The sequence below is a fragment of the Cytobacillus sp. FSL K6-0129 genome (genome assembly GCF_038007625.1).
Lineage (GTDB): Bacteria > Bacillota > Bacilli > Bacillales > Cytobacillaceae > Cytobacillus > Cytobacillus kochii.
The window spans coordinates 67,230-92,277 of record NZ_JBBOXM010000001.1 but is presented as its reverse complement, the minus strand read 5'-3'; the positions used below and the strand labels follow the sequence as shown (position 1 = coordinate 92,277).

Below are 25,048 nucleotides of genomic sequence, written 5' to 3'. Positions count from 1 at the left end.
CTTACTTCGACTCCTTCTCTTTATAAATTTCATATTGTTCTTTAAGGTGATAAGGCATTTCTTCATACATAATATTAATTAAGTCAGTTACTTTTTGTTTTGGTGTGCTATCAGCTTCTTTAATAGCCACTTTTATATCTTCTTTTGCTTTTTCAATGACCTCGTTTTCCATATCTTCATTCCATAACTTCTTGCCTTCTAGGAATTTACGGAAGCGAACAAGTGGATCTTTCTTTTCCCATTCATTATCAAGATCACTTGTTCTGTAACGCGTCGGGTCATCGCCAGCCATTGTGTGAGGACCGTAACGATAAGTTAATGTCTCAATTAATGTTGGTCCTTCTCCATTAATAGCGCGCTCACGTGCTTCACTAACAGCAGCATAAACAGCTAGAGCATCCATACCATCAACTTGAATACCAGGAATTCCTGCAGCAACCGCTTTTTGTGCAATTGTTTTAGCAGCAGATTGCTTCTCTACAGGTGTTGAAATGGCAAAGCGATTGTTTTGAACAATGAAAATAGCAGGTGCTTTGAAGGCACCAGCAAAGTTAATTCCTTCATAGAAATCACCTTGTGAAGCTCCACCATCACCAGTATAAGTAATCGCTACTTTCTTTTCGCCACGTTTCTTAATTCCTAATGCTACTCCTGCAGTTTGAATGTATTGTGCACCAATAATAATTTGTGGTGCAATCACATGGACGTCCTCTGGGATGTTTCCACCTTCAAAATGACCTCTAGACCATAAGAATGCTTGAGCAAGCGGAAGGCCATGCCAAATGATTTGAGGGACATCTCTATATCCAGGTAAAATAAAATCTTCTTTCTCTAAAGCAAATTGTGAAGCCAGTTGAGATGCTTCTTGTCCAGCAGTTGGTGCATAAAAGCCCAGTCTACCTTGTCTATTTAAAGAAATGGAACGTTGGTCAAGAATACGTGTGTACACCATCCGTTTCATTAGTTCTTGTAATTGCTCATCTTTTAGATCTGGCATTGCTGATTCATTAACAACTTTACCTTCTTCATCTAAAATTTGCAGTGTTTCAAATTGATCTTCTACTTTTTCAAGTTGCTTCTTTACATCTAAACTAGCCTTTTTCGTTTTTGAAGCCATAAAAAGTCACCCTTTCTTATTTTAAAAACGCTTAATTGATTATCAAATGGAGAATATCACGTTTATATTTGTCTGATGACAACACATAGTATAGTTTTCCACAAATACCAACAAAAAAAACGTCTTTATTATTATAACTTCTTTTCTTCAAACTGTACTAGTTGTATCACAAAAATGAATGACACACTTTTCTTCGTTTGCATTTATTTTAATATAAGGTTTTTCATTCGTCAATTGTGAAAACCTTTATTTTTTTGGTTTTAAATCATTTCAAATAATAATAAATGAAAATTTAAAACTTTAACTGTCTTAATCTGTACTATATAAAAGAGAGGTTTTATCCATCTGTTATAATAAAGGTAATATTCATAAAAAGAGATATAATTAGACTATTTTCATTATTTTATAATCCGCTTTTTCGAAACTTTCCAGTATACTAGTCCGAATTTAACTCTACCAAAATCTTTGAGCACATATTGATCTCCCTCACAAAAACAGATTGTAACTTTTAAAGTTTTATTAATCAAAAGATCACTTTTTTAAGGAAAATAATTATATAAACAAACAACGAGCAAATCCATATTATTGAATTTGCTCGTTACATATACTCTTTTAACGTATACTATTCTTTTTTCTCTTCCATTTCTATACCAGCATCTTTATAAAACGCAAGCTTCTTATCATTATATTCTTTCGTTTTCTCATTAAATGTTTCATTATTTTCTACAATCTTCTCATATGATTGATTAATTTTCTCAATTTGGGTTTCAAGCTGTTCTAATGTAACATCTTCTTTTTTAAATAGCTCATACAATTCGATGTCCATTTCAGTTGAATTCATATAATGATTATATAATTCACTGTGTACATCATAACGCTGCATCATAACATCGTATAATTCATCAGCTGACTTTTTTAAATCTTCATCTTCTATTTTATTTATTTGCTTCTCCGTTTTTTCGAACTCTTTTTGCGAAGCTTTAATGCTACCTTCTTCGTTTTTCATTAATTCTTGTCGTTCATTAACAAGTTCAATCGCCTCATTTGATAGTTCTTTAATTTGATCGAATTCTTTCATACTTAAAGCAATGATTTGATCATAAATTTCTTTTTCTTTTTTCTCAATTTCTACAAGAGGCTCCTGTTGATTTTTGAATTCTTGTTCAGCTTGCGCAACTTCCTCTAACGTATTGAGCATCTCTTCTTTTGGACTTTGACTACAACCACCTAGGAATATGATACTTGCGACCATTGTTAGTCCAATGAGTTTTACTTTCTTATACATCCTATCCCTCCACATAAATTTGTCTAGACCATTATGTATCTCTCTTTGCATAAACTTGTCTAATTATAAAAAAATTTGTCGTTTATCACTTCTACTATATCGATACTTTAAACATTTTACAATTATTAACTAGTACTATATATATTCTTGTTATTTTGAACTATGCTTTAGGCGCTGGCCCATACAATTTGCTTCTCATGGTCATAGCCTATACTAATCGTCCGCTAAGGATGAAAATGAAAAATGCTGGAGGTATAAACATATGTATGGATATGGATACGGTAATGCTGGTTGTGGAAACGGTTGTGGTGGAAGCGGATTTGCTTTAATTATCGTTCTCTTTATTTTATTGATTATCGTAGGGGCAGCTCTTTGGAACTAGTATTAGGAGGGTGTAGATCCTATCTACACCTTTACATACAGAATAAGTCGATGATTAGATTAACTTTTTCAATTTTGTTTGGTAAACTTATTTCATTACCTTTTCAATTGAAAAGATAGGGAACATAAGACATCCTTATTTCACTAAAACTTTTCAATAAATCTTAAAAAATACAAAAACATAATATTTACCTTTTCAAGGAGTGTTGAGATTTTGTTAACGATGAATGATATTGTCCGGGATGGTCATCCTGTGTTAAGGAAAGTAGCCGAAGATGTTATTTTACCAGCTTCTTTAGAAGACAAGAAACTATTAAACGATTTGATGATGTATGTACAAAATAGTCAAAACCCTGTCATTGCGGAGCAATATGGATTAAGGCCAGGAATAGGGTTAGCAGCTCCACAGATAAATGTATCAAAAAGAATGATTGCCGTTCATTGTTCGGATGAAAAAAACAACTTAATCAGTTACGCACTCTTCAACCCCAAAATTATTAGCCATTCAGTTGAGAAGGCATATTTAACAGCTGGTGAAGGCTGTCTTTCAGTGGATGAGGCGATTGAAGGGTTTGTTCCAAGGTATGCACGAGTTACAGTTAAAGGGTATAACATTGACAATGAGGAAGTTAAAATAAGATTAAAAGGCTTACCTGCTATTTGTTTTCAACATGAAATTGATCATTTAAACGGTGTGATGTTCTATGACCATATAAATCAAGAAGACCCTTTCAAACCGATTGAAAATGCTATTGCGATAGAAAGAATGTAAAGTACTTGAGTTATGGAGGAGAGTATGATTACTCCCCTCCATTTTAATCTTTACCCAGGCCTTTCGTTATATTAATTCCAGCCTTCTTAAACCCTTCCATATCCCATCTTCATCTACATGTTCTGTCACCATATTTGCGACTTTTTTAACTTCTGGAAAAGCGTTTCCCATAGCAACACCGACACCACTGGCCTCAAGCATTTCAATATCATTTAAACCATCACCAAAAGCGTATACATCTTCCATACTGATGTTTAGTCTCTTAATCATCTCTTTTATTCCTTCTGCTTTTGTACCTCCAGTTGGGACAACGTCAGTAGATACACGATGCCATCTTACAAAGCCAAAATCGTCATAACCATCTAAATATAGGCTTTCATCCTCATGTTTACAGAAAACAAGTGCCTGATAAATCTCTTTCTTTTCATAGAAAATAGCATCTTCTTCAGGGTGTGGAAAATCTAGGCTATCCATACTTTCTTGAATATATGGGTGATGAGAAACAGATGACTTCATTGTCTCTTCATTTAAATAAACCATCGGATGACCATTTTTATGTGTATGTTTCTCTAATTGTCTTAACTGGACCTTATTTAATGGGTTTTTATAGATGACGTTTCCTTCAAACACAACATATTGACCGTTAAAACTAACAAAAGACTCAATATCTAATTGCTCTCTAATATGCTTAAACATAAATGGAGCTCTTCCTGTAGCAATCGCTACATAAATGCCATTTTCCTGTAACTGCTTGACCGCTTTTTTCGTTGAATCAGGTATAACATTTTCTTTATTGAGCAAAGTCCCGTCTATATCAAAAAATACAATTTTCATTTTATAACTCCTTTTTCTACCTACATGATAAATGATTTCGGTTTATTACGATTTCCACCACTAAAACCTTATAACCTTCTTGTTTAATATGTCAAACAACTACAGTCAATAACATTTTTTACTAAAACTCTAACCGAAGGCTTTACTTTACAGACATATCGTATACAATAGGATTAAGGGAATTGAATCGAAGAGTGTTTAAAGTATGACAAATAGTAGTGAAAACGGATTTTGAGCCCTTCAAACTTGCGAAGGGCTCCTTCATTATTGTAAATTTATAATCAATACACTTAATTACATACATGACTTCAGAAATGAAATAGCAATTCGTAAAATAAAAAGTCACTGTTTTAGACATAAATAAGAATGGGCATGATGATGAAAGCCTCTAGACTGATTTAATTTTATTATACAATTAACGCTTTAACTAAGTAAATACATAAGATTGTGTTAAGAAATCCAACGATGTTAAGTATATAAGACAACTATTTGGCTTAGTCTATAAATTATTTAAACATACGATGTAAAGTCGAGTAAGTAATGCTAAACATTGATTCCTTAAAAAGGTCTTTGTTACCTTGGTAGGTAACCATACTAAAAATAAATAATTAGTCAATGTATGAGCAGTCTTTTTTCCTTAATATACTTACATGTGACGATCTCTTATCCTATATCTCATGTTACTTTTTAAAAATATAGATAAAGACTACGGAATAAGGAGAGATACCCTATGTTATTTAAAGTTTACTATCAAGAGTCCGCGAAAGAAGTGCCTGTACGTGAGCACACAAAAACCGTGTATGTAGAAGGTAAAAATGAAAGGGACGTCCGAACTAAACTAAAAACGCGTCCAATCAATATTGAGTTTGTTACAGCAGTTGAAGGTGACTACTTAGCTTATGAGCAAGACCATCAAGATTTTAAAGTATTGGAGATTGAATAATTTATGAAATTTGTTAAAAATGACCAGACTGCTGTATTCGCTCTTGGTGGTCTTGGAGAGATCGGAAAAAATACGTATGCAGTACAATTCCAAGATGAGATTATCCTAATTGATGCGGGAATTAAATTTCCGGAAGATGAATTATTAGGGATTGACTATGTTATTCCTGATTACACTTATTTACAAAAGAATGAAGACAAGATTAAAGGTTTGTTTATTACGCACGGACACGAAGACCATATCGGCGGGATTCCGTATTTATTAAAAACGATAAATATCCCCATTTATGGTGGAAAACTAGCACTAGGCTTATTAAAAAATAAGCTTGAAGAACATGGTTTACTAAGACAGACGAAGTTATATGAGATTCAGGAAGATGATATCATTAAATTTAGAAAAACTTCTGTGACATTCTTTAGAACAACGCATAGTATCCCTGATTCTTATGGGATTGTTGTAAAAACTCCTCCAGGTCAAGTCGTTCATACTGGAGACTTTAAATTTGATTTTACGCCAGTTGGCGAACCTGCTAATTTAACTAAAATCGCTGAGATTGGTAAAGAAGGTGTCCTTTGCTTACTTTCAGATAGTACAAATAGTGAAATTCCTGAATTTACGATGTCTGAAAGAAAAGTCGGAGATAGCATTCAAGATATTTTCCGTAAAGTAGAGGGTAGAATTATCTTTGCTACCTTTGCTTCGAACATTCATCGTCTTCAGCAAGTAACAGAAGCAGCTGTAAGGAACGGAAGAAAGGTCGCAGTGTTCGGAAGAAGTATGGAAGCTGCAATTAATATTGGTCAAGAGCTTGGTTATATTACTGCACCAAAAGATACATTTATTGATGCACAGCAAATTAATCGTCTACCTGCTAACCAAGTCACTATCCTTTGTACGGGAAGTCAAGGCGAACCGATGGCAGCACTTTCAAGAATCGCAAATGGTACACATCGCCAAATACAGATTCACCCTGGTGATACTGTTGTCTTTTCTTCTTCACCAATACCTGGTAATACGATTAGTGTAAGTAGAACAATTGATCGTCTCTCACGCGCTGGTGCCGAAGTGATTTATGGTAAATTAAATAATATTCACACATCAGGACATGGTGGACAAGAAGAGCAAAAGCTTATGTTAAGGTTAATTAAACCAAAGTTCTTCATGCCGATACACGGTGAATATCGCATGCAAAAAATGCACGCTGGCCTAGCTATAGATTGTGGTGTGAATGAAGAAGATATTTTCATCATGGACAATGGTGATGTGCTAGCCCTCAGTGATCAGACTGCTCAAGTTGCAGGGAAAATCCCATCAGGTAATGTGTATATCGATGGTAATGGTATTGGTGATATAGGAAATATTGTTCTACGTGACCGCCGCATTCTATCAGAAGAAGGACTAGTTGTGGTTGTTGTTAGTATTAACATGAAAGAGTTTAAGATTTCTGCTGGCCCAGACTTAATTTCTAGAGGATTTGTATACATGAGAGAATCTGGAGACCTTATCAATGATGCACAATCCTTAATCGCTAAACATTTAAATAAAGTGATGGAAAGAAAAACAACACAATGGTCTGAGATTAAAAATGAAATTACAGATACACTTGCTCCGTTCTTATATGAAAAAACAAAACGCCGTCCAATGATACTACCTATCATTATGGAAGTATGATAAAAAGCATTCGAGTTTACCTCGAATGCTTTTTTTAGCTTAACATCTTTTTTTCTAAACGATTAATATCATTATCTGCCCCAATAACAATAAGTACATCTTTATATTGTATAATTTCCGTAGCTTGTGGCGAGACAATAATACTTGACCTGCGTTTGATTGCTACTATATTCACACCATACTTCGCTCTTATATCCAAATCAATAATCGAATGGCCGCCAATTCTTTCATTTGCTTCAATTTCAACGATGCTATGCTCATCAGATAACTCTAAATAATCAAGTATACTATTGGAGGCTAACTTATGAGCAATCCTAATCCCCATATCTCTTTCAGGGTGCACAATGACGTCTGCCCCTATTTTACTTAATACTTTGCCATGATAATCATTTTGAGCTTTAACAGTTACTTTTTTAACGCCATTTTCTTTTAACATTAATGTTGTCAGTATACTTGCTTGAATATCGTCTCCTATGGCTACAATTACGTGATCAAAGTTACGTAAACCCAAACTTTTAATAACAGCATCATCTGTTGTATCACCTACTACTGCGTGAGAGGCAATAATTGAAAACTCATTCACTCTTGCCTCATTCGAATCAATGGCCATTACTTCCATCCCTTGTTCCGTTAGCTCTTTACAAATACTACCACCAAATCTACCTAGACCAATGACAACAAAGTTTTTTCTCATAAGTAAACCTCCGAATTATCACCTATTAACGAACATTATTCTACCACATTTATGAATGGAAAAGCCATAAATGTAGTGATTCATTTTATCTTTTCGATTTCAATAAAAAAAGCTGAGATTTATGAATCTCAGCTTTTAAGCTACCCTTTATTCAGCTTTCTCCATTTCATCCAACACACGATTAACGCGCTTTGTTAACATTTTCATTCCGCTACCACCCGCTTGGAAGTGACGAAGAACACCCTCTTTATCAAATACATAATAAGCAGGGACATATTGATTTTCAAAGGCATCATTCAATTTATGTTCACTATCAACATAAATTGGTTGTGTGATATCGTGTTCTGCAGCCACTTTCTTGATTTCTTCTAAATCTAGATCATCTTCAGACCTTGGCATATGAACAGCAATCACATTTAACTTTCCATTATATTCATCTCTAAATTGATTCACTTGAGGCATGGCTTCTTTACATAGATGACAACTGATAGACCAAAAATGAATAAGTGTTGGCTTTTCACCAATAAGCTCCTCTTTTGTCACTTGTCCATTTAACCATTCTGTTGCTCCCGTTAATTCAGGCATTGGCGCACGTAATTTCATATAGTCAATCTCCCTTCATGAATATATAACTCTGAAGAAAAGAGACCTAACAAACGAATGTTAGGCCTCTTTTCTTATGTAACCCAACAATGGGTTTATAAGACTCTAAATGAATTATAGAGTTTTTTGACCTGGTTTCCAGTTAGCTGGGCAAAGGCCACCCGTTTGAAGTGCTTGAAGCACACGTAGGGTTTCATCAACGTCACGGCCAATGTTGTTATGGTTTACTACTGAATACATTAACTCTCCTTCAGGGTTAATGATATATAGCCCACGAAGTGCTACACCTTCTTCTTCAATTAAGACACCATAGTCACGTGATACAACATGGTTTGTATCCGCAGCTAATGGATAGTTAAGATCACCAAGTCCATTTTCTTTACGATCAGTATTAATCCATGCTAAATGAGTGTGAATAGTATCTGTTGATACACCAATTACTTCTGCATCAAGATCTTCGAATTCATCATAGCGATCTGACATTGCAGTAATTTCAGTTGGGCAAACAAAAGTGAAATCCATTGGATAGAAGAAAAGAACTGTCCATTTATCATTCTTCATATTTTCTTCAAGACTTACTTTACCAAATTCCTTATTAGCCAATACAGCGTCCATTTCAAATCTTGGTGCTTGTTTTCCTACCATACGTTCTGCCATGATTAATTCCCTCCAGTAATTATGTACTAAACAAGAATTGATATGTATATTCTCATTTGCAACTTGTTCATCGATAATAATTATACATTTCTTATTGATATTAGTCAAGGTAAATTAAAATGAATTTAAATTAGGATTTATTCTAAATTATTCAATTTATTATCTATATTATTATATTATCAAAAAGAGCTAGGCGATGAAAATAATTGAGCGTGCGCTCGATTGATGTGAAATGATTACGCCCTATTCCCTTTATAATTCAAGTAATCAACGATATAGTTAATCGCTAAATTAATTGCTCCCTCATCCGGCTTAAGACGTGCATGGTGTAAACCAAAAGGAGAATTAACTCCTAGCCAAAACATAAAACCGGGAATTTCACGTAGCATATAACCAAAGTCCTCACCAGTCATCGCTTCTTTACAAATAAATAGGTTTGCTTCATTATGGCCTTCTGTGAATTGCATGAGATCGGCGGTTAACACTTCATCATTGTATACTTGATAATAATTACTTCCATAATCGATTGTTGTTTGACATTCATAGCCCACTTCTACTCCTTGTACAAGCGCCTCAATTCTTTGTTTTACTCTGTTCATCGATGTTGGTGAGAGCGTTCTGATCGTTCCCTCTATTCTTGCATTTTCAGCAATAATATTTTGTACTGTACCACCAGTGATTTTTCCTACTGTTACAACAGCACTATCAAGAGGGTCAATGTTTCTTGAAACAATGGTCTGAAGTTGATTAACTAAAGAGCATGCTGCTACGACCATATCTATTGTTTGATGAGGATACGCTGCATGGCCACCTTTGCCTTTTAAATCGATAAACAATTCTGACGTATTAGCAAACAACAGTCCTTCTTTCACAGCGATTGTACCAACAGGGTATTCTGGTGCAATATGCAAAGCGAAAATCATGTCAGGTTTCCATTGTTGAAATTCTGCTGATTCTAATAACGGCTTGGCTCCACCTGGTCCTTCTTCAGCAGGTTGAAAAATAAATACCATATCATCATTAATTGGATGATTGACGATATTAGTTATTACACCAAGTGCGATTGCCATATGAAAGTCGTGACCACAGGCATGCATATTTCCTTTATGCGTAGATTGGAAAGGATAGTCTGTTTCTTCATCAATTGGCAGACCATCTATATCTGCCCTGTAACCAATCGTTTTGGACGGATTCAAGCCCTTAATCCTTAAGATAATACCAGTTCTCCACGTTTTTACTTCCATTCGCGTTTGATCCAATGAGGCAATATATTCTAATAAATATTTCTGTGTTTTCACTTCTTGAAATCCTAGTTCCGGTATTTTATGCAAATCTCGGCGTATTCTCACAAATAGATTATCAATCAACTACCATTCTCCTCCATATACAAAAGCGTGGAAATAAACTTCCACGCTTTTTCTATATTCATTTTACCTTATGATTAAAGTTGACGAAGTTCTTGCTTAATTTCTGTTTTTGATTTTGTTTTTTCATCAATTTGTTTGATGACCTTTGCTGGTGTACCAGCTACAACTGTATTAGGTGCTACATCATCAATGACAATTGCACCCGCTGCAACAACAGCACCTTTACCAACTGTTACGCCTTCTAAAATAACTGCATTTGCCCCAATTACTACGTCATCCTCAACAATAACTGGTTTTGCAGAAGGGGGTTCAATCACACCTGCTAATACGGAACCTGCACCAATGTGGCAGTTTTTACCGACAGTTGCTCGTCCACCAAGAACAACATTCATATCGATCATTGTTCCTTCTCCGATAGCAGCACCGATATTAATAGAAGCACCCATCATAATGACCACATTGTCGCCAATTTCAACTTGATCACGAATGATTGCACCTGGTTCAATACGTGCTTTAATGTTTTTCATATCTAATAATGGAATAGCAGAATTACGGCGATCATTTTCGATTACATAATCTTCAATTTTCGCTTCATTATTTTTAATTGCTTGTTCAATTTCAGCCCATTCACCAAAAACAACACCGCTTTGACCATTCAGAAAAGATTGACTTGAGCTACCAAAATCGATATTCTCTAAATCACCTTTAATATAGACTTTTACAGGTGTAGATTTTGTACTATTTTGAATAAAAGAAATGATTTCATTTGCATCCATCATTTTCATTGTAATTCCTCCTTTGATGTTCATATATGTATAAACTAACTAGAATTAATTTAACAAACTAACGCATTGAAAACAAGTGATATTATCATTTTTGTTCTTCAGCTATATGTTGCTTAATTAATTCGACAAATGCTTGTACTTGCTTCAGCTCAAAAGCTGATTCATATCCAAGTAACCATGTATCACGACTAATAGGTTGTTCGTTTTCATCCTCTAGGGGACTAATAAATATATTTTTCTCCATCCCCGTTAATGTAATGGCAGGTAATATCGCATAACCTATCCCGTTTAAGGTCATTTGTTTACAGGTCTCAATTTGATCGACTACAATCGTCCTTTTCGGTGGTGTCTTAAATTTCCTTAGCCACCAGTCTTGTATCTCTTGATAATAATTTGAATCACTTTTGAATTGAATAAAGGGCCGATCGGTTTCTAATATTTGATTTGTATCCTTAATCTCTGTATCAACAAGATACAGACTATCTTTAAATAAAGGTATCTTAACACCTTTCCAATCTGGTGTACCGCGAATAATCCCAATATGTACATCGTCATCATAAAGTGACCTTAAAATTTCACTACTCCAGCCTGTAATCAAGGATATTTTCGCTTGAGGATAGGTATTAACAAATTTCTTTAATACTTGAGGTAACCAATTTTGCCCGACAATGGAAGCTACAGCAATTTTCAATGTCCCGTATACTTCAGTATTTAAAGACTGAATCGATTCTTTTACCTTTTCCTCAGCTATCACGACCTCATTTACAAACTTGATGACCATTTCACCTGCTGGTGTTAAGGACAATCCCTTTTGAGATCGTACGAATAATCTACTTCCCCATTCTTTCTCGATATTTTGTAACCTTTGAGAAAGAGCTGGTTGTGATACAAACAAACGTTCAGCTGCTTTACGCATATTCATTTCTTGTGCAAGTACACTTAACATATGGAATTCCGATAGAGAAGCCACTTTTGACGTTCACCACCTCTAAAACTCACACCACTCACCTTCACATTCGGGCAAGTGGGGGAATAATCTTGACAGACGGAAGCTCCCAATATCTTTTGGGAGCTCTTTAGTCCTTCTTCTTTTTGCTATGCAATGCTTTTTGCAGTTGAACTAATAAGGATCTACGGGTAAGAATACCTTCAAAGTACCTTTCATCATCTTCAACACAAATAAATGGATGATCGACTAATAGTCCTGTGGCATTTCTAAGAGAAGTATTAATATTTAGGCGTGGTACATCATGATTCATAAATTCTTCTACACGCTTTTCTTCCAATTGATCGAATTCAATTCTCTGTAACCCAAGAATAGATTCCATAATCATTGGAGTGCTAATCAATCCATGGAGCTTATAGTGAGGATCTAAGACAGGAATAGCTGTGTAACCACTTTTCGTCAAAACTAAAAGGGTGTGCTCTAAATTATTGCCGATTTGAACATGTGCCACTCGCTCTGAAGGAATGAGCAAGTCTTTAATATCAATTTCTAAAAACTCTTCACTGTGGAGACTGATCATAATTTGAAAACTCCTCAAACTTTAATGATTTGTATTCAATTATGATTTTATCATAGTTTCCTCATATCTGCCTTATATTTACCCCATAAACCTATCCTTTACTTGTATGAATATTTCTACTACGATATTGACAGTAAGGACAATGAAAAATCAAGTTTTGGTTTGATTGCGCAGTAAGTGTTTTATCCATCTTCGCTCTTCTATCACAGTTTGGACAAATAACCTCTGGTACCATATCAACATCACCTCTTTTATAGAATGACCGAAGAACGATGAAATTATTTAGCCGATGGGAATGAAGAAGACAAATCCTTATTTAACTCGATAACATGTTTTACTCTCTAAATATAATTTATCTGTTGCTTCATTCATTTATTAGCCCCTCATTGTATTTTGGAGGATTGAATATCATCTTGAATGTTAGCTTTTTTGTATCCCTACGTAAGCAAGAGCAGGTGGTGTGGTGATAAGTTTTGCCTTCCTTACCCGTAATTTTTATATCAAATAAAAAAAAGAGACCATTTAGTTGGTCTCTCCGCTTATAAGGGTATGATTACTGAATGAGCTCGAACACTTCAATTGTTATCATATCAACATTATCAAATTGATAACGTTTAGGCTTCTCTTTGTCATTGTAAACTTCCAATTCGAATGTTTCGTTTTTCGGATGATAAGTAACTTGGCATTTTCTTTCACCATTCACCTCAAAAAATCTCTGTGTGGGTTCTGAGCCAGTTGCCTGCTCTTGTAAATTCTTTAATCTAGTCAATATGCCTTGTAATTGTGACAATTGTTTATCTCCTTTCCAAAACAACCCTTTAACTTAAGGTTTCTCTCTAGGCATGTTTTTATCCTACTTCTAAAAAAGCGGTTACTAAACCGTTTTTTTCACATGCCAATATTAACAGGATAATTAATATGGTATGATTACACAAGTAAAAGAATAAAAAAAGTCCAGATTTTTTCAAAGTTCGACTTTTCAGGAGGAATGATTGTACGTGAAATCAATTACTATTTATACACAACCAGAATGCCCACCGTGTGAAATTACTAAAATGTTTTTAAAAGACTACGGATTTTCTTTTGAACAAAAAGATATTAAAAAAGACCCTAAAGCAATGAAAGAACTAACACAAACATATCATTCCTACTCAACCCCAACGGTCGTTATCGAAAACGAAGTGATTAGCGGATTTAATTTAGAAAAGCTAAAAGAATTATTAGATATAGAAGAATAATCAATGAATAAAAAAGGCTTCCAGGTCAAAAGAGGAAGCCTTTTTAGAGGAAATTATCGAAAAACGTAAAAGATTGTAATGGCTGCTAAGGCAACAAAAAAAACAACATAGACGACAAGGATAGGATTGAATAAATAAGGTCTTTTCTTCACCTCATCGGGGATGTCTGCATCCAGTTCCTTATTCGTTGATGCTTTTTCCTTTAATATAGATGAAGTGGATATCAATGACCAAACGATGAGAACTAAACAAATAACTATTAAAGCAATTAACCAGCCGCTCACCCTATTTCACTCCTTTACATAATACGTTCTAGTAAAGATAGGATGTGCGCTAAAGTATGAATTATGCTGGTTGATATTGCCTTTACCTATAATAGCCCGTCTCTCTCATATAAAAAATCATAGGAAAGATCTGCGAATAAATACTCTGTTGCTGTTAACGGAAAAGAAAAAGTTCTAATTGTTTCTCCCGTCTCAATATCTGTATACAAATCTGACAATAAACCTTTTTTATTACTTTTCATTCTCATTATATGCTCTAAAAAATATGGTCTCCAGCTCCAATTTTTATGCAGGTATTCATCTTGTTGTATCCAATTCTTATTTTTCTTAAAAATATTTGGTGTTTGTTGAAAACCATCTTCATTACAAATATATAACCTAAAGGCAACATGATCTAACTTCGTTGCTAGTTTTGTCAGGAATGGCACATAAGATTCATATACATGGTTTTTCTGTAAGTATTCTGTCATCGTTTCGTTAAACTTTTCAGTTATCGTGTGTAATGAGTGCAATTTTTTCTTTTCATAGGTGATAAATTGATGACATTTTTCTTTTAATTTTTCCTTCAAGATATCTCGATCAACAAATACACTTCCAGCTTTATGTAAATAGTCTCCTTGGTAATATCTCCCACCATTTCTCCAAGCAAACTGTAACTGAAAATCCATATCAATATTTTCAAATAATAATGTTGCACCAATCTTTCTGGCTAACATCGATAGAGAATAAAGAATTTCTTGATAATGATGATTATTTGATGAAGAACGTAAAGCTTTTAAATCAATTCTTAAAATATTTGGTGCTAACTTCCCAATCTGCTCTAAATTATTATTCGCTTCTCCTAAATTATCGATGGCAATTTTAATGCCATATGTACGATAATAACTAATGAAATGATCCAAATAGTCAAAATCATCATCGATAGGTGTTCTTTTCGTCATACTGATGACAATTCGATCTAACGCAATACCTTGATCCTCATATTGTTTTAAAATATTCAGTAGATGCTCACTATCTTGATTTAATAGCAAATCAACATTTCGATTAATATATATCATTACATCATCTTTCATTTGAATAGCATGCTCTAACGCTTTTTCCAGCAAAATATCATCGACTTTATTACGATATTCTTCTGGTATGGAATCGTCAGCTAAAAATGACTTCAAATCAATCTCATTATTTTCAGTTATAAACTTACCAATCACTTCATAACCGATAATTCTATGCTCATCCGCACTAAATATCGGAAAAAAATACGGCATAATATGTTTGCTGTCTTGTAAGATTTCTAATGGTTCCATAAAGTGGCACTCCCATTTATCTGAACTTTTAATACGATATCCCATTATATCATATTCTCCCCTACATATTGCCAATAGGTCGAAAATTAAAATTATATATATGTGTGTAAAAACTATTAACCTATACACCCTTACAATTTTTTCTAGTTAATTATTACAAATTGTTATCAATGATTGGAAATATTGGTCTTTGCTGTTTTTTCGTTCATATATTTGATAGTATGAGAGAGTATATTAAAGAGATTGGTTGGTATAATGTAATGGCAGATAAAATGACTCGGAGAAGTTTTTTAAAAAAAAGTATGGGATCTTTCGTAGCTCTAGCCGCTATCGGTACTGGTGGCTTTTTTTATGCACGTGATATTGAGCCGAAATATTTACAAGTAAATCATCATAACATCATCAAATCTCAATTACCCCACTCTTTTCATAATTTAAAAGTTGTACAATTCAGTGATACACATTTAGGCTTTCATTATGACTTAAATGAACTCAAAAAATTAATGAATAAAATTAACTCATTCCAGCCTGATTTAATTCTCTTCACTGGAGATTTAATGGACAAACCTAATGAGTATCCTTACATCAATCAAATTAGTCCCATATTATCAAAACTTCATGCATCGATTGGTAAATTTGCTATCTATGGCAATCATGATCACGGTGGATATGGTTCTGATATTTACAGAGAGATAATGGAAGAGTCGGGATTTGAGGTTTTACTTAACGAGAGTAAAAAAGTAACCATTAATAATGAGAGCATATATATTTCAGGCATTGATGATGCGATGCTCGGTAAACCAAATTTCCAAACTACTTTTGCGGACATACCTAATGACGGGTATCATATATTTCTATCACATGCCCCTGACTTAGCTGATGAAGCAAGTCAATATCATGTAGACTTTCAATTTAGCGGCCATAGTCACGGTGGACAAATTCAAATCCCCTTCATTGGTGCACTGGTAAAGCCACCCTTTGGAGAAGTTTATTATGAAGGTTTTTATGATGTAGGGGATGAAAAACCACTTAAATTATACGTTAATAGAGGAATTGGGACAACAAGACTACCTTTTCGTTTTCTCTGTCGGCCCGAACTAACAATCTTTACTTTGAAAAGTCAATAACATCGTTTTTTTTATTATATTGGGTGAGTTATTCATTAAAATGAAAGCTCACCTTAAAAATAATCCACCACATTCCTATTCATTTAAAAAAATGTATGTTACAACTTCTCCTATCATATATATATGGTACCCTTCTCTAGAAAGGATGGATCGGAAATGTATCATATTGTTCAACCTGGAGAATCGATGCAGCTGATTGCTGCAAATTACCGTATACCCTATCACCAATTACTATTAGCAAACCCTGCTATTGTTAATCCATCAGTTATTTATATCGGGCAACAAATAATAATTCCTGGACTCCCTAATTCATCAGATATTCCCTATTCTATTGTTGTATCCAAAGAAAAAAGAACGCTTTCCTTATACAAAAACAGACAATTAGTGAAAACATATCCGATTGCAGTTGGTAAGATGTTAACAACTACACCTGTAGGTCAATTCGTTATCGTTAACCGTGAACCAAACCCTGGAGGTCCTTTTGGGGCATTATGGCTATCACTCTCTAAGAAGGGATACGGCATTCACGGCACAAACGACCCGAGTTCAATAGGTAAAGCTGTTTCGAAAGGATGTATTAGAATGCATAATAGTGATGTGCTTGAATTAGCTAGTTTAGTTCCCAATGGAACTTCAGTCGTTATTACTTAATAAATTATAGCGTATTTGAACTTACCCTTTTGTATTTCCTTAAAAAGGGGTATAATGTATACTAATAATTTAATTTTTTCTAAAATATGAAAGGAGTACTTCAATTGAACTCTGCAAGCAATGAGCACCACCCTCAGTTAAAACCAACGGTAGAAAACCTCTCACAAGCAATCTTCACCGTTAACCGTCACGCCAAAACGGCTCCAAATCCGAAGTTTTTATATAAAGTGAAACATGATTCGCTACAAAAACTTCTGAAGGAGGGTAAAGCAAAAAAGATTGGTCTACATTATTCACGAAACCCAAAAAATAGCCAACAACAATCAGACGTATTAATTAAGTGTGGTGCCTACACCTTTCACTTACCACCTTCAAAAATGGATTTTACAGCGTTGCCCCATTTAGGAAACCTGGACTCGTCAGTAAGAAATCCACGCTCCTCTATTTCTTTAAGCCAAGCCAAAAAGCTACTCATGACTTATACCGGTTTAAAAGAAGGCCAACATCATCCAAATAATCGTAAATCAAATAAATATGAAAAACCTGTATTTAAAAAACTAGGGGAATCCTACTTCTAAAATAGTACCTTACCTTTTTAAATAAAAATGAAGTGATTGAAGTCTAGTTTATTCTACCTAAACAAAGCTATACACCAAAAAAACCCGAACCAATTGGCACTCTCCCGTAAGTATTCAGATATCTTAACCTGTCTACTTACGTGAGGTCACAGCAAATGGTTCGGTTTTTATATTGGAGAAAATCCAATTCTACTAGAGATAAAAATGGAATCTAATTAAATTCTAAGCTTAAACAAACAAGTAAATGAGAAAATGCCAAGCAATAATGTGCACCTGTCACTTTATTTACAATAACTCTAAAATGACGTTTACAAGGTTTTGGATATCAGGCTTACTTACTTGTGCATCTGCACCGACCTTCTTTCCCTGATGTAGAAGATCTTCCGTAATAAGCGATGAAAAAATAACTACAGGTGTGGATTGCCGTTTACTATCTTGCTTAATATATTTTGTAAGAAAATGACCATTCATTAATGGCATTTCAATATCAGTAATAACAAGATCGACTTTATTTTTATCAGATGCTAAATGGTTATAACATTCTTCTCCATTTTCAAAGAAAAGTAACTGCTGAAAGCCAGCCTTATTTAATGTTTCTTTTAATATACTGCGTAGCATTGGGGAATCTTCAGCAATAACAATTCTCGCATTCTTTTTATCACCAGCAATATCCGCTTGTAAATCATCTTTGGAGAAACCAATATTGGGATTGATATCAGTCAGGATTTTTTCAAAATCAAGCATTAGAATCATATTTTCTGATTGTTTTACTACGCCAAGTGTATAACTATTATCATTATTATAAATATCATCAGGTTTTTCAATTTGATCCCATGACAGACGATGAATCTGCCTTACTTCATCTACGTGAAATATTACCTTTTGCTTATTAAACTCTACAATGAGAAAACTACTGTCATCTTTAACAATTTGTGTATACGAGTCTTGATTGGAAACCAATGCATTTCTTAAGCTAATAACGGGCAAAACTTCACCTCTTAGTTGTGTAATCCCTAAAATAAATGGATGGGCATGTGGAATAGGCGTAATCGCCAATGGTGCAACAATTTCTTTCACCTTATAAACATTCATTCCATAATGTTGATTATTTACTTTGAATTCAATTATTTCTAGTTCATTCATGCCGCTTTCTACAACTGATTGTCTCTCTGAAATCATATAAACGTCTTCCTCTCAATCTTTTTCTTACCCTTAGCTTATATCGGCTAAAAACAATAAGTATAGATAAGAAGAAGTAGATTTTTAGTTCTCTTCAGGCTTAATCCTATTTAAGAAGAATAATCCCACTAGCGTTAAGACGATTAAGGAGCCCATCCCAAACCTACTAGCTATACTACCGTGAGAAGCAAGCAGATACGTAATCGTTCCGAAAATAAACGGGCCAATAATCGATGAGACTTTGCCGGAAAACGCAAATAATCCAAAAAACTGGCCTCTCTTATCTTCTGGTGTAAGTTCGACAATATAAGTTCTCGATGTTACCCACATGGATCCTAGAGCGATTCCAAACATACTACCAGCTATCCAGAACATCCAGGCATTAACGGCAAAAGTACCGATTATTAAAGCAACTAATAGGAGCAGACTCACATATCTAATGGCCCGATAAGCACCAACTGATTTGGTAATATAACCGAAAATAAAAGAGCCAATAATACTTGATACAGTTGAAACTAAATACAGTAGGATAAATTCTCCTGCAGAAAAGCCAACAATGGTGCTCGCATAAGGTGCCATCATTGCGATTGTTGTTGCTAAGGCATCATTTAAGAAAAAGTAAGCAATCATAAATGTAAAAATTACCCGATGTGATTTTATTTCTTTAAAAGTTTTATAAATCTCCTTATATCCTGACAAGAAAGAAGCTTTGTTTTCGACCTGTACTTTTTTCGGATTATCTTTTATAAAAAAGAATAAAGGTAATGAAAATAATAAAAATAAAATGGCAGTTGGTATAAAAGCATGATGGAAATCACTGTTTCCTACATATAAATATACAGTTAACCCTAGTAATGTACCTAAATATCCTATAGCAACACCAAATCCAGATATAAGAGGAACATCTTCTTTTTTCCCTAAATCAGCTATCATCGTGTCATAGAAAACAAGACTTGAATGAAAGAAAAACTTCGCTATAATAAATGAGACTATTACGAGGGCTAAATACAAAGGAACACCCATGATGGTACTTGTCAAATTTACCTCTGCAAATATGCCCATTAAAATGGTAAAGCTTACAGATAACAAGGTAAAGATAACGATATATTTTTTCTTTCTCCCTGTTCTGTCAATGAGGACACCAAACAATGGGCTAAAAATCACCAATAAAAAACTGGCTATTGAATTCGCGTAAGCAATAAAAGTATTCGCTAATTGTTCTTGTACTTCATTATTCCCGATAATTTCCTGCATATAAAATGGCCAAAAAATGGTATTGATATTGGAGGAAAAAATCGTATTGGCAAAATCATATAATGCCCATGAAATAATAGGTAAGGTTAAATATGCCTTCCACGATTGATTTTCTTTTTTCTTTTTTAATCCTCTTTCTATTTCCACTCTCATTCTCCCCTCTACATTTGCAAATTAAAATTAGGTAATTTTTTCTTTCATCATACCATTTTTTAGAATTTATTTTATCTCTTTTTTCTAAAACCTTATTTATTAGCAGTTAAAAAATTGTAAATAAAGCTACATAAGAAAAAGGTTTATCCTATAGGAAAACTTTTGTACAATAAAGAGATAAAACCATGTATTCGGAAAAGAATCAATGTAGAAAGACAACAAAATCAATTAAAATAAATCTTTTTTCGCAAATGGTTTGTATAACTACACTACATATAAATATGTTTGAACCGTTCTCATTATTTTTAATTTGAGGTGAATCCATTGGAACATTTAGTTAATCCAAAAGTTAAATCCATTGAAATTTCGGGTATTAGAAAATTCTTTAATATGGTCTCAGATACAAAAGATATGATTTCTTTGACTATCGGACAACCTGATTTTTCCACACCCACACATGTAAAAGAAGCAGCTAAATTAGCGATTGATGAAGATTATACATCGTATACACATAATGCGGGCGATTTGAAATTAAGAGCAGCAGCAACTAATTTTGTTAAAGAAAAATATCAGTTAGATTATGATGAATCAACTGAAGTGATTGTTACTTCAGGAGCTAGTGAAGCAATAGATATTACTTTAAGAACAATATTAGATGAAAATTGTGAGGTTATTCTTCCTGGCCCGGTTTATCCCGGCTATGAGCCTATTATTCGCCTCTGCGGGGCAACACCCGTCTATGCAGATATAACAAAAAATCAATTCAAAATGACAGCAAGCGTCATACTTCCTCTTATCAATGAAAACACAAGAGCAATTATTTTACCTTACCCATCAAATCCAACTGGTGTCAGTTTATCTAAAGGTGAAATCGAAGAGATTGCGCATCTAATAAGAGGAAAAGATATTTTTATTGTTGCAGATGAAATTTATAGTGAGTTAAGCTTTGATTCGCAACATTTCTCCATTGGCTCAATATTAAAAGAGCAAACCATTGTCATTAACGGCTTATCAAAATCACATGCCATGACTGGATGGCGAATCGGGTTATTATTTGCTCCAGAGAAAATAGCTAAGCATATCTTAAAAGTTCATCAATATAATGTGACCTGCGCCTCATCTATCTCGCAAATGGCTGCGCTACAAGCATTAACAAAAGGGATAGATGATGCTCTCCCCATGAAGGAAGAATATAAGAAAAGACGGGATTATGTTTTTCAGCGCCTAAAAGCGATGAATCTTGAGGTGGTTAAACCGAACGGAGCGTTTTACTTTTTTGTAAAAATTCCATCGAAACAAATATCCTCATTCGATTTTTGTTTACAATTAGTGAAGCAATCAGGTGTCGCTGTCGTGCCTGGCAGTGCTTTCTCCTCTTACGGGGAAGGTTATTTTAGATTATCTTTTGCCTATTCAATGACTACATTGGAAGAGGGTTTAAATCGATTAGCTTCTTTTCTTGAAAAACAATAAAAAAGCTTTGTCGGCCCACTTCCTGCCGACAAAGCTTTTCTTTTTATAAAAAACTATCTTTCCCAATATTTATATAATGCCTGTGTTCCACTATCCCCTTCTCCTTCAGCAGCTAATTTTTCATACATTTCTCGCGCTAACCTTAGGCCAGGTGTTTCCATTCCCATTTTTTCCGCTTCATCTAAGGCAATTGTCATATCTTTAATAAAGTGTTTTATATAAAAACCTGGAGAGAAATCACCAGAAATCATTCGTGGGACAAGATTAGAAAGTGACCAGCTCCCAGCTGCCCCACTAGTGATACTTTTTAATACGTTCTCACTATTTAATCCTGCTTTTTCTGCATAAATAATCGCCTCACAAACACCGATCATATTCGAGGCTATTGCTATTTGATTGGCCATTTTTGTATGTTGTCCAGCTCCAGCAACTCCTTGATAGACAATGTTTTCGCCCATATATTTTAGAATTGGTAAAATTGCCTGATAGGCAGTAGCTTCACCACCCACCATAATAGACAATTTTCCACTTTTAGCACCTATATCTCCACCTGAAACAGGCGCATCCATTGCATAAATCTCTTTTTGTTTTGCCCTTTCAGCAATTTCTTTCGCAAGAGTAGGCGTTGACGTTGTCATATCGATTAAATAAGTATGTGGATTTGCATTTTCAATTAATCCTTCTTCACCTAGATAGATTGATTTCACATCATCAGGATAGCCAACCATAGTAATAACAATGTTTGCTTGCTTGGCTAATTCTTTAGGTGAATGAATCCAACTAGCCCCTTGAGATATTAATTGAGCTGCTTTTTCTTTTGTACGTGAATAGACCAGGACTGTATAGCCTGCTTTAATCAAATGGAGAGCCATACTCTTCCCCATCACTCCTGTACCAATAAAACCAATCTTCGTCTCTTCTTTATTCATTCTCTCTCTCCTTCAAAATAAATATATTGATTATTCTATCATTTATATTTACTATTTGAAAGATAACGGTTTATCAAAGTTGTGAAGAAAAATGAGTTAAATAACCCTTCGCCACACTATGCTCATTATTGATTATTTCGATAGAAACTGCTTGATTCTCAATCATATTTTCAATGTCAAAAACATGTAAATCTTTTTGTAGTGGTATGGGTTCCATATAGATGAAGAAATCTTTATTCCCTTCAGGTTCAATCACTTCTACCGCTTGCCCGTTTTCATTACCATAAAAGATTTCATCTGCCCCTAAAGCTAAGGCTAGTTCTTTATTATGAATATTGACTTTAATGACATAAGCTTCTTCTTCTAATAACACTTTATCATTTAACTGAAATCTAAATTGTAATTCATTTGTTTTCGTCAATAAAGCATCTGCGTGATGATTAATAATTGATTGCTGATCATTACTCGTACATCCACTAAGAAAAAAGAGAAGGCATACGATAAATATTCGACGACTCAACATTTTCTACTCCCCTTCCAGATACGATTAATCCAGTTATTGTCAAACTTAACAACAATTATTCATACATCTATTTTCATTTATTTAAAAAACCCTTGACAATATTTCTGTCTATCCTTTATCATCATAATTCGTAAAGGCTTATAAGTTTACTCGGAATTAGAGGGGATAAATATGATACAAATGTTAATAACTGGATTGATTTGCGGTGCGTTATTAGGCTTTGTTATGCAACGTGGGCGCTTCTGTTTAACAGGGGGCTTCCGTGATATGTTCATCGCAAAAGATAATCGAATGTTTTATGCCTTACTCATTGCTATTTGCGTGCAAAGTATTGGCGTGTTTACTCTTATTCAATTAGGAATCATCGATTTCACTGCTGGTAATTTCGCTTGGTTAGGAGTTATCTTTGGTTCTTTTGTATTTGGTATCGGCATCGTATTAGCAGGTGGTTGTGCGACTGGTACATGGTATCGAGCGGGAGAAGGTTTACTAGGTAGCTGGATTGCTCTGTTCGCTTATATGGTAATGGCTGCGGTTATGAAAACAGGCGTACTCGCACCTTTAAATACAGAAATAAGTTCAATTACTTTACCGGAAAACTCAATTGCTGCTACATTTGGTATAAGCAACTGGATTTTCATTATCGCTTTATTACTTATAACTGGCGGTCTTGTTTATCGAGAGCTTAGAAAGCCAAAAATTGCGATACCATCTTTAAAACCTAAACGTACTGGACTTAGCCATTTATTGTTTGAAAAAAGATGGCATCCATTTGTCACTGCAATTCTTGTTGGGCTAATCGCTCTCCTTGCATGGCCACTAAGCGCTGCTACAGGTAGAATGTTTGGTTTAGGCATTACAACACCATCTGCTAACATTCTACAATATTTAGTGATTGGTGATGCTGCATTTATTAACTGGGGAGTGTTTCTTGTATTAGGAATCTTCATAGGATCATTTATCGCAGCCAAAGGCAGCAAAGAATTTCGTTTTAGAATGCCTGATAAAAAAACAGGTATAAATAGTTTTATTGGTGGATTATTGATGGGGTTTGGAGCTAGCCTTGCCGGTGGCTGTTCAATAGGCAATGGACTAGTAATGACTTCAATGATGACATGGCAAGGATGGATCGGTCTCTTATTTATTATTTTAGGTACTTGGACCGCTGCCTACTTTGTCTATGTTAGACCACAGAAAAGACGTGCTTCTCAAAGTACGACATCACAACAAGCTGTATAGGGGGAAACAAACATGCAAAAAACATTAGAAGTAATGGGTCAAGTTTGTCCATTTCCATTAGTGGAAGCAAAGTCTGCAATTGAATCGATCCAATCAGGAGATGAACTAATTATTCAATTTGATTGTACACAAGCAACTGAAAGTCTTCCACGCTGGGCTGCAGAAGCTGGTCACCAAGTAACCAACTATGAACAACTTGGAGATGCAGCTTGGACAATCACAATTCAAAAGAAATAAATCAATAAAATCGTTGTAACTAATAAGTTTTTAGCAAAATTATTGAACCGAACAATACCTTTGTTCGGTTTTTTTATCTACCATATACTCTTATTGAACGAGATAAAAAATATCCTCACATAATTACCCTAATACACCATATTTAGAACAAAAGAAAAGCTAGCCAATCGGCTAGCTAATAAGGGGAAAATGAGAATGATTTAGCTGACTTAAGGTTTTCTTAAGTGCATATTTAAGAATTACC

The 25,048-nt window shown here is 34.4% G+C and carries 28 protein-coding genes; 11 read left to right on the top strand and 17 right to left on the bottom strand.

Annotated features, from left to right (window positions below; genetic code table 11):
- Position 1: 1 nt before the first annotated feature.
- Positions 2 to 1,117, bottom strand: a complete 1,116-nt coding sequence (gene pdhA, locus MHI57_RS00480; protein WP_095369681.1) for a pyruvate dehydrogenase (acetyl-transferring) E1 component subunit alpha — start codon at positions 1,115 to 1,117, stop codon at positions 2 to 4.
- 622 nt (positions 1,118 to 1,739) lie between these two features.
- Complete coding sequence (locus MHI57_RS00475; RefSeq protein WP_095369682.1) at positions 1,740 to 2,402, bottom strand: YkyA family protein; 663 nt, start codon at positions 2,400 to 2,402, stop codon at positions 1,740 to 1,742.
- Positions 2,403 to 2,664: 262 nt separating this feature from the next.
- On the opposite strand from MHI57_RS00475, the gene MHI57_RS00470 reads away from it, so the two are divergent.
- Positions 2,665 to 2,784 carry a YjcZ family sporulation protein gene (locus tag MHI57_RS00470; protein ID WP_095369683.1) on the top strand — a complete coding sequence of 40 codons (120 nt, stop codon included), beginning with the start codon at positions 2,665 to 2,667 and terminating at the stop codon, positions 2,782 to 2,784.
- Positions 2,785 to 2,997: 213 nt separating this feature from the next.
- Positions 2,998 to 3,555, top strand: coding sequence for a peptide deformylase (gene def, locus MHI57_RS00465; protein ID WP_095369684.1), 558 nt, complete (start codon positions 2,998 to 3,000; stop codon positions 3,553 to 3,555).
- A 66-nt stretch (positions 3,556 to 3,621) separates the two neighbouring features.
- Here def and MHI57_RS00460 read toward each other — a convergent pair whose 3' ends face one another.
- On the bottom strand, positions 3,622 to 4,389 hold the full coding sequence (locus MHI57_RS00460) for a Cof-type HAD-IIB family hydrolase (RefSeq protein WP_340974372.1): 768 nt from the start codon (positions 4,387 to 4,389) through the stop codon (positions 3,622 to 3,624).
- 730 nt (positions 4,390 to 5,119) lie between these two features.
- On the opposite strand from MHI57_RS00460, the gene MHI57_RS00455 reads away from it, so the two are divergent.
- Together MHI57_RS00455 and rnjA are read left to right on the top strand one after the other, a co-directional pair.
- Positions 5,120 to 5,332 (top strand): DNA-dependent RNA polymerase subunit epsilon, encoded by a 213-nt coding sequence (locus tag MHI57_RS00455; RefSeq protein WP_095369686.1) that lies wholly within the window; start codon positions 5,120 to 5,122, stop codon positions 5,330 to 5,332.
- 3 nt (positions 5,333 to 5,335) lie between these two features.
- On the top strand, positions 5,336 to 7,003 hold the full coding sequence (rnjA, locus tag MHI57_RS00450) for a ribonuclease J1 (protein WP_307314671.1): 1,668 nt from the start codon (positions 5,336 to 5,338) through the stop codon (positions 7,001 to 7,003).
- Between the two features lie 34 nt (positions 7,004 to 7,037).
- On the opposite strand, the gene MHI57_RS00445 is transcribed toward rnjA, so the two are convergent.
- The 8 genes from MHI57_RS00445 to MHI57_RS00410 form a co-directional block, all read right to left on the bottom strand.
- Complete coding sequence (locus tag MHI57_RS00445; RefSeq protein ID WP_095369688.1) at positions 7,038 to 7,697, bottom strand: potassium channel family protein; 660 nt, start codon at positions 7,695 to 7,697, stop codon at positions 7,038 to 7,040.
- Between the two features lie 147 nt (positions 7,698 to 7,844).
- On the bottom strand, positions 7,845 to 8,300 hold the full coding sequence (locus MHI57_RS00440) for a TlpA disulfide reductase family protein (RefSeq protein ID WP_095369689.1): 456 nt from the start codon (positions 8,298 to 8,300) through the stop codon (positions 7,845 to 7,847).
- A gap of 114 nt (positions 8,301 to 8,414) precedes the next feature.
- The gene (locus MHI57_RS00435; protein WP_095369690.1) at positions 8,415 to 8,957 is read right to left on the bottom strand and encodes a peroxiredoxin; all 543 of its coding nucleotides are present in this window, start codon (positions 8,955 to 8,957) and stop codon (positions 8,415 to 8,417) included.
- Between the two features lie 236 nt (positions 8,958 to 9,193).
- The gene (locus MHI57_RS00430; RefSeq protein ID WP_095369691.1) at positions 9,194 to 10,324 is read right to left on the bottom strand and encodes an N-acetyldiaminopimelate deacetylase; all 1,131 of its coding nucleotides are present in this window, start codon (positions 10,322 to 10,324) and stop codon (positions 9,194 to 9,196) included.
- A 74-nt stretch (positions 10,325 to 10,398) separates the two neighbouring features.
- Complete coding sequence (gene dapD, locus MHI57_RS00425; protein WP_095369692.1) at positions 10,399 to 11,109, bottom strand: 2,3,4,5-tetrahydropyridine-2,6-dicarboxylate N-acetyltransferase; 711 nt, start codon at positions 11,107 to 11,109, stop codon at positions 10,399 to 10,401.
- Positions 11,110 to 11,194: 85 nt separating this feature from the next.
- On the bottom strand, positions 11,195 to 12,079 hold the full coding sequence (locus MHI57_RS00420; RefSeq protein WP_095369693.1) for a LysR family transcriptional regulator: 885 nt from the start codon (positions 12,077 to 12,079) through the stop codon (positions 11,195 to 11,197).
- 106 nt (positions 12,080 to 12,185) lie between these two features.
- Positions 12,186 to 12,635 carry a cyclic-di-AMP-binding protein CbpB gene (gene cbpB, locus MHI57_RS00415; protein WP_340974363.1) on the bottom strand — a complete coding sequence of 150 codons (450 nt, stop codon included), beginning with the start codon at positions 12,633 to 12,635 and terminating at the stop codon, positions 12,186 to 12,188.
- A gap of 553 nt (positions 12,636 to 13,188) precedes the next feature.
- Positions 13,189 to 13,425, bottom strand: coding sequence for a YkuJ family protein (locus MHI57_RS00410; RefSeq protein WP_095369696.1), 237 nt, complete (start codon positions 13,423 to 13,425; stop codon positions 13,189 to 13,191).
- Between the two features lie 208 nt (positions 13,426 to 13,633).
- On the opposite strand from MHI57_RS00410, the gene MHI57_RS00405 reads away from it, so the two are divergent.
- Complete coding sequence (locus MHI57_RS00405) at positions 13,634 to 13,873, top strand: glutaredoxin family protein (protein ID WP_095369697.1); 240 nt, start codon at positions 13,634 to 13,636, stop codon at positions 13,871 to 13,873.
- 53 nt (positions 13,874 to 13,926) lie between these two features.
- Here the strand turns inward: MHI57_RS00405 and MHI57_RS00400 are convergent, their stop codons facing one another.
- Positions 13,927 to 14,157, bottom strand: a complete 231-nt coding sequence (locus MHI57_RS00400; RefSeq protein WP_095369698.1) for a hypothetical protein — start codon at positions 14,155 to 14,157, stop codon at positions 13,927 to 13,929.
- 86 nt (positions 14,158 to 14,243) lie between these two features.
- Positions 14,244 to 15,461, bottom strand: coding sequence for an EAL domain-containing protein (locus tag MHI57_RS00395; RefSeq protein WP_307314682.1), 1,218 nt, complete (start codon positions 15,459 to 15,461; stop codon positions 14,244 to 14,246).
- 260 nt (positions 15,462 to 15,721) lie between these two features.
- Here MHI57_RS00395 and MHI57_RS00390 point away from each other — a divergent pair, with 260 nt between their 5' ends.
- From MHI57_RS00390 to MHI57_RS00380, 3 genes are all read left to right on the top strand, one after another.
- On the top strand, positions 15,722 to 16,588 hold the full coding sequence (locus tag MHI57_RS00390) for a metallophosphoesterase (RefSeq protein WP_340974356.1): 867 nt from the start codon (positions 15,722 to 15,724) through the stop codon (positions 16,586 to 16,588).
- Positions 16,589 to 16,744: 156 nt separating this feature from the next.
- A complete protein-coding gene (locus MHI57_RS00385; RefSeq protein ID WP_307314687.1) occupies positions 16,745 to 17,239 on the top strand; it encodes a L,D-transpeptidase family protein in 495 nt (164 codons plus the stop codon).
- Positions 17,240 to 17,325: 86 nt separating this feature from the next.
- Positions 17,326 to 17,817, top strand: coding sequence for a YkyB family protein (locus MHI57_RS00380; protein WP_180316977.1), 492 nt, complete (start codon positions 17,326 to 17,328; stop codon positions 17,815 to 17,817).
- Between the two features lie 285 nt (positions 17,818 to 18,102).
- Here the strand turns inward: MHI57_RS00380 and MHI57_RS00375 are convergent, their stop codons facing one another.
- A complete protein-coding gene (locus MHI57_RS00375) occupies positions 18,103 to 18,996 on the bottom strand; it encodes a chemotaxis protein CheV (RefSeq protein ID WP_095369702.1) in 894 nt (297 codons plus the stop codon).
- 84 nt (positions 18,997 to 19,080) lie between these two features.
- Positions 19,081 to 20,397, bottom strand: a complete 1,317-nt coding sequence (locus MHI57_RS00370; RefSeq protein WP_340974347.1) for an MFS transporter — start codon at positions 20,395 to 20,397, stop codon at positions 19,081 to 19,083.
- Positions 20,398 to 20,727: 330 nt separating this feature from the next.
- On the opposite strand from MHI57_RS00370, the gene MHI57_RS00365 reads away from it, so the two are divergent.
- The gene (locus tag MHI57_RS00365; protein ID WP_322909196.1) at positions 20,728 to 21,876 is read left to right on the top strand and encodes an aminotransferase A; all 1,149 of its coding nucleotides are present in this window, start codon (positions 20,728 to 20,730) and stop codon (positions 21,874 to 21,876) included.
- Positions 21,877 to 21,929: 53 nt separating this feature from the next.
- Here MHI57_RS00365 and MHI57_RS00360 read toward each other — a convergent pair whose 3' ends face one another.
- Entirely contained in the window at positions 21,930 to 22,805 is an 876-nt protein-coding gene (locus tag MHI57_RS00360; protein WP_340974346.1) for an NAD(P)-dependent oxidoreductase, read from the bottom strand.
- A gap of 73 nt (positions 22,806 to 22,878) precedes the next feature.
- A complete protein-coding gene (locus tag MHI57_RS00355; RefSeq protein WP_095369706.1) occupies positions 22,879 to 23,328 on the bottom strand; it encodes a hypothetical protein in 450 nt (149 codons plus the stop codon).
- A 171-nt stretch (positions 23,329 to 23,499) separates the two neighbouring features.
- Here MHI57_RS00355 and MHI57_RS00350 point away from each other — a divergent pair, with 171 nt between their 5' ends.
- Together MHI57_RS00350 and MHI57_RS00345 are read left to right on the top strand one after the other, a co-directional pair.
- Positions 23,500 to 24,567: a YeeE/YedE family protein gene (locus MHI57_RS00350; RefSeq protein WP_224937836.1), complete on the top strand. Its 1,068-nt coding sequence runs from the start codon at positions 23,500 to 23,502 to the stop codon at positions 24,565 to 24,567.
- Between the two features lie 12 nt (positions 24,568 to 24,579).
- Entirely contained in the window at positions 24,580 to 24,804 is a 225-nt protein-coding gene (locus tag MHI57_RS00345) for a sulfurtransferase TusA family protein (protein ID WP_095369708.1), read from the top strand.
- Positions 24,805 to 25,048: the final 244 nt, after the last annotated feature.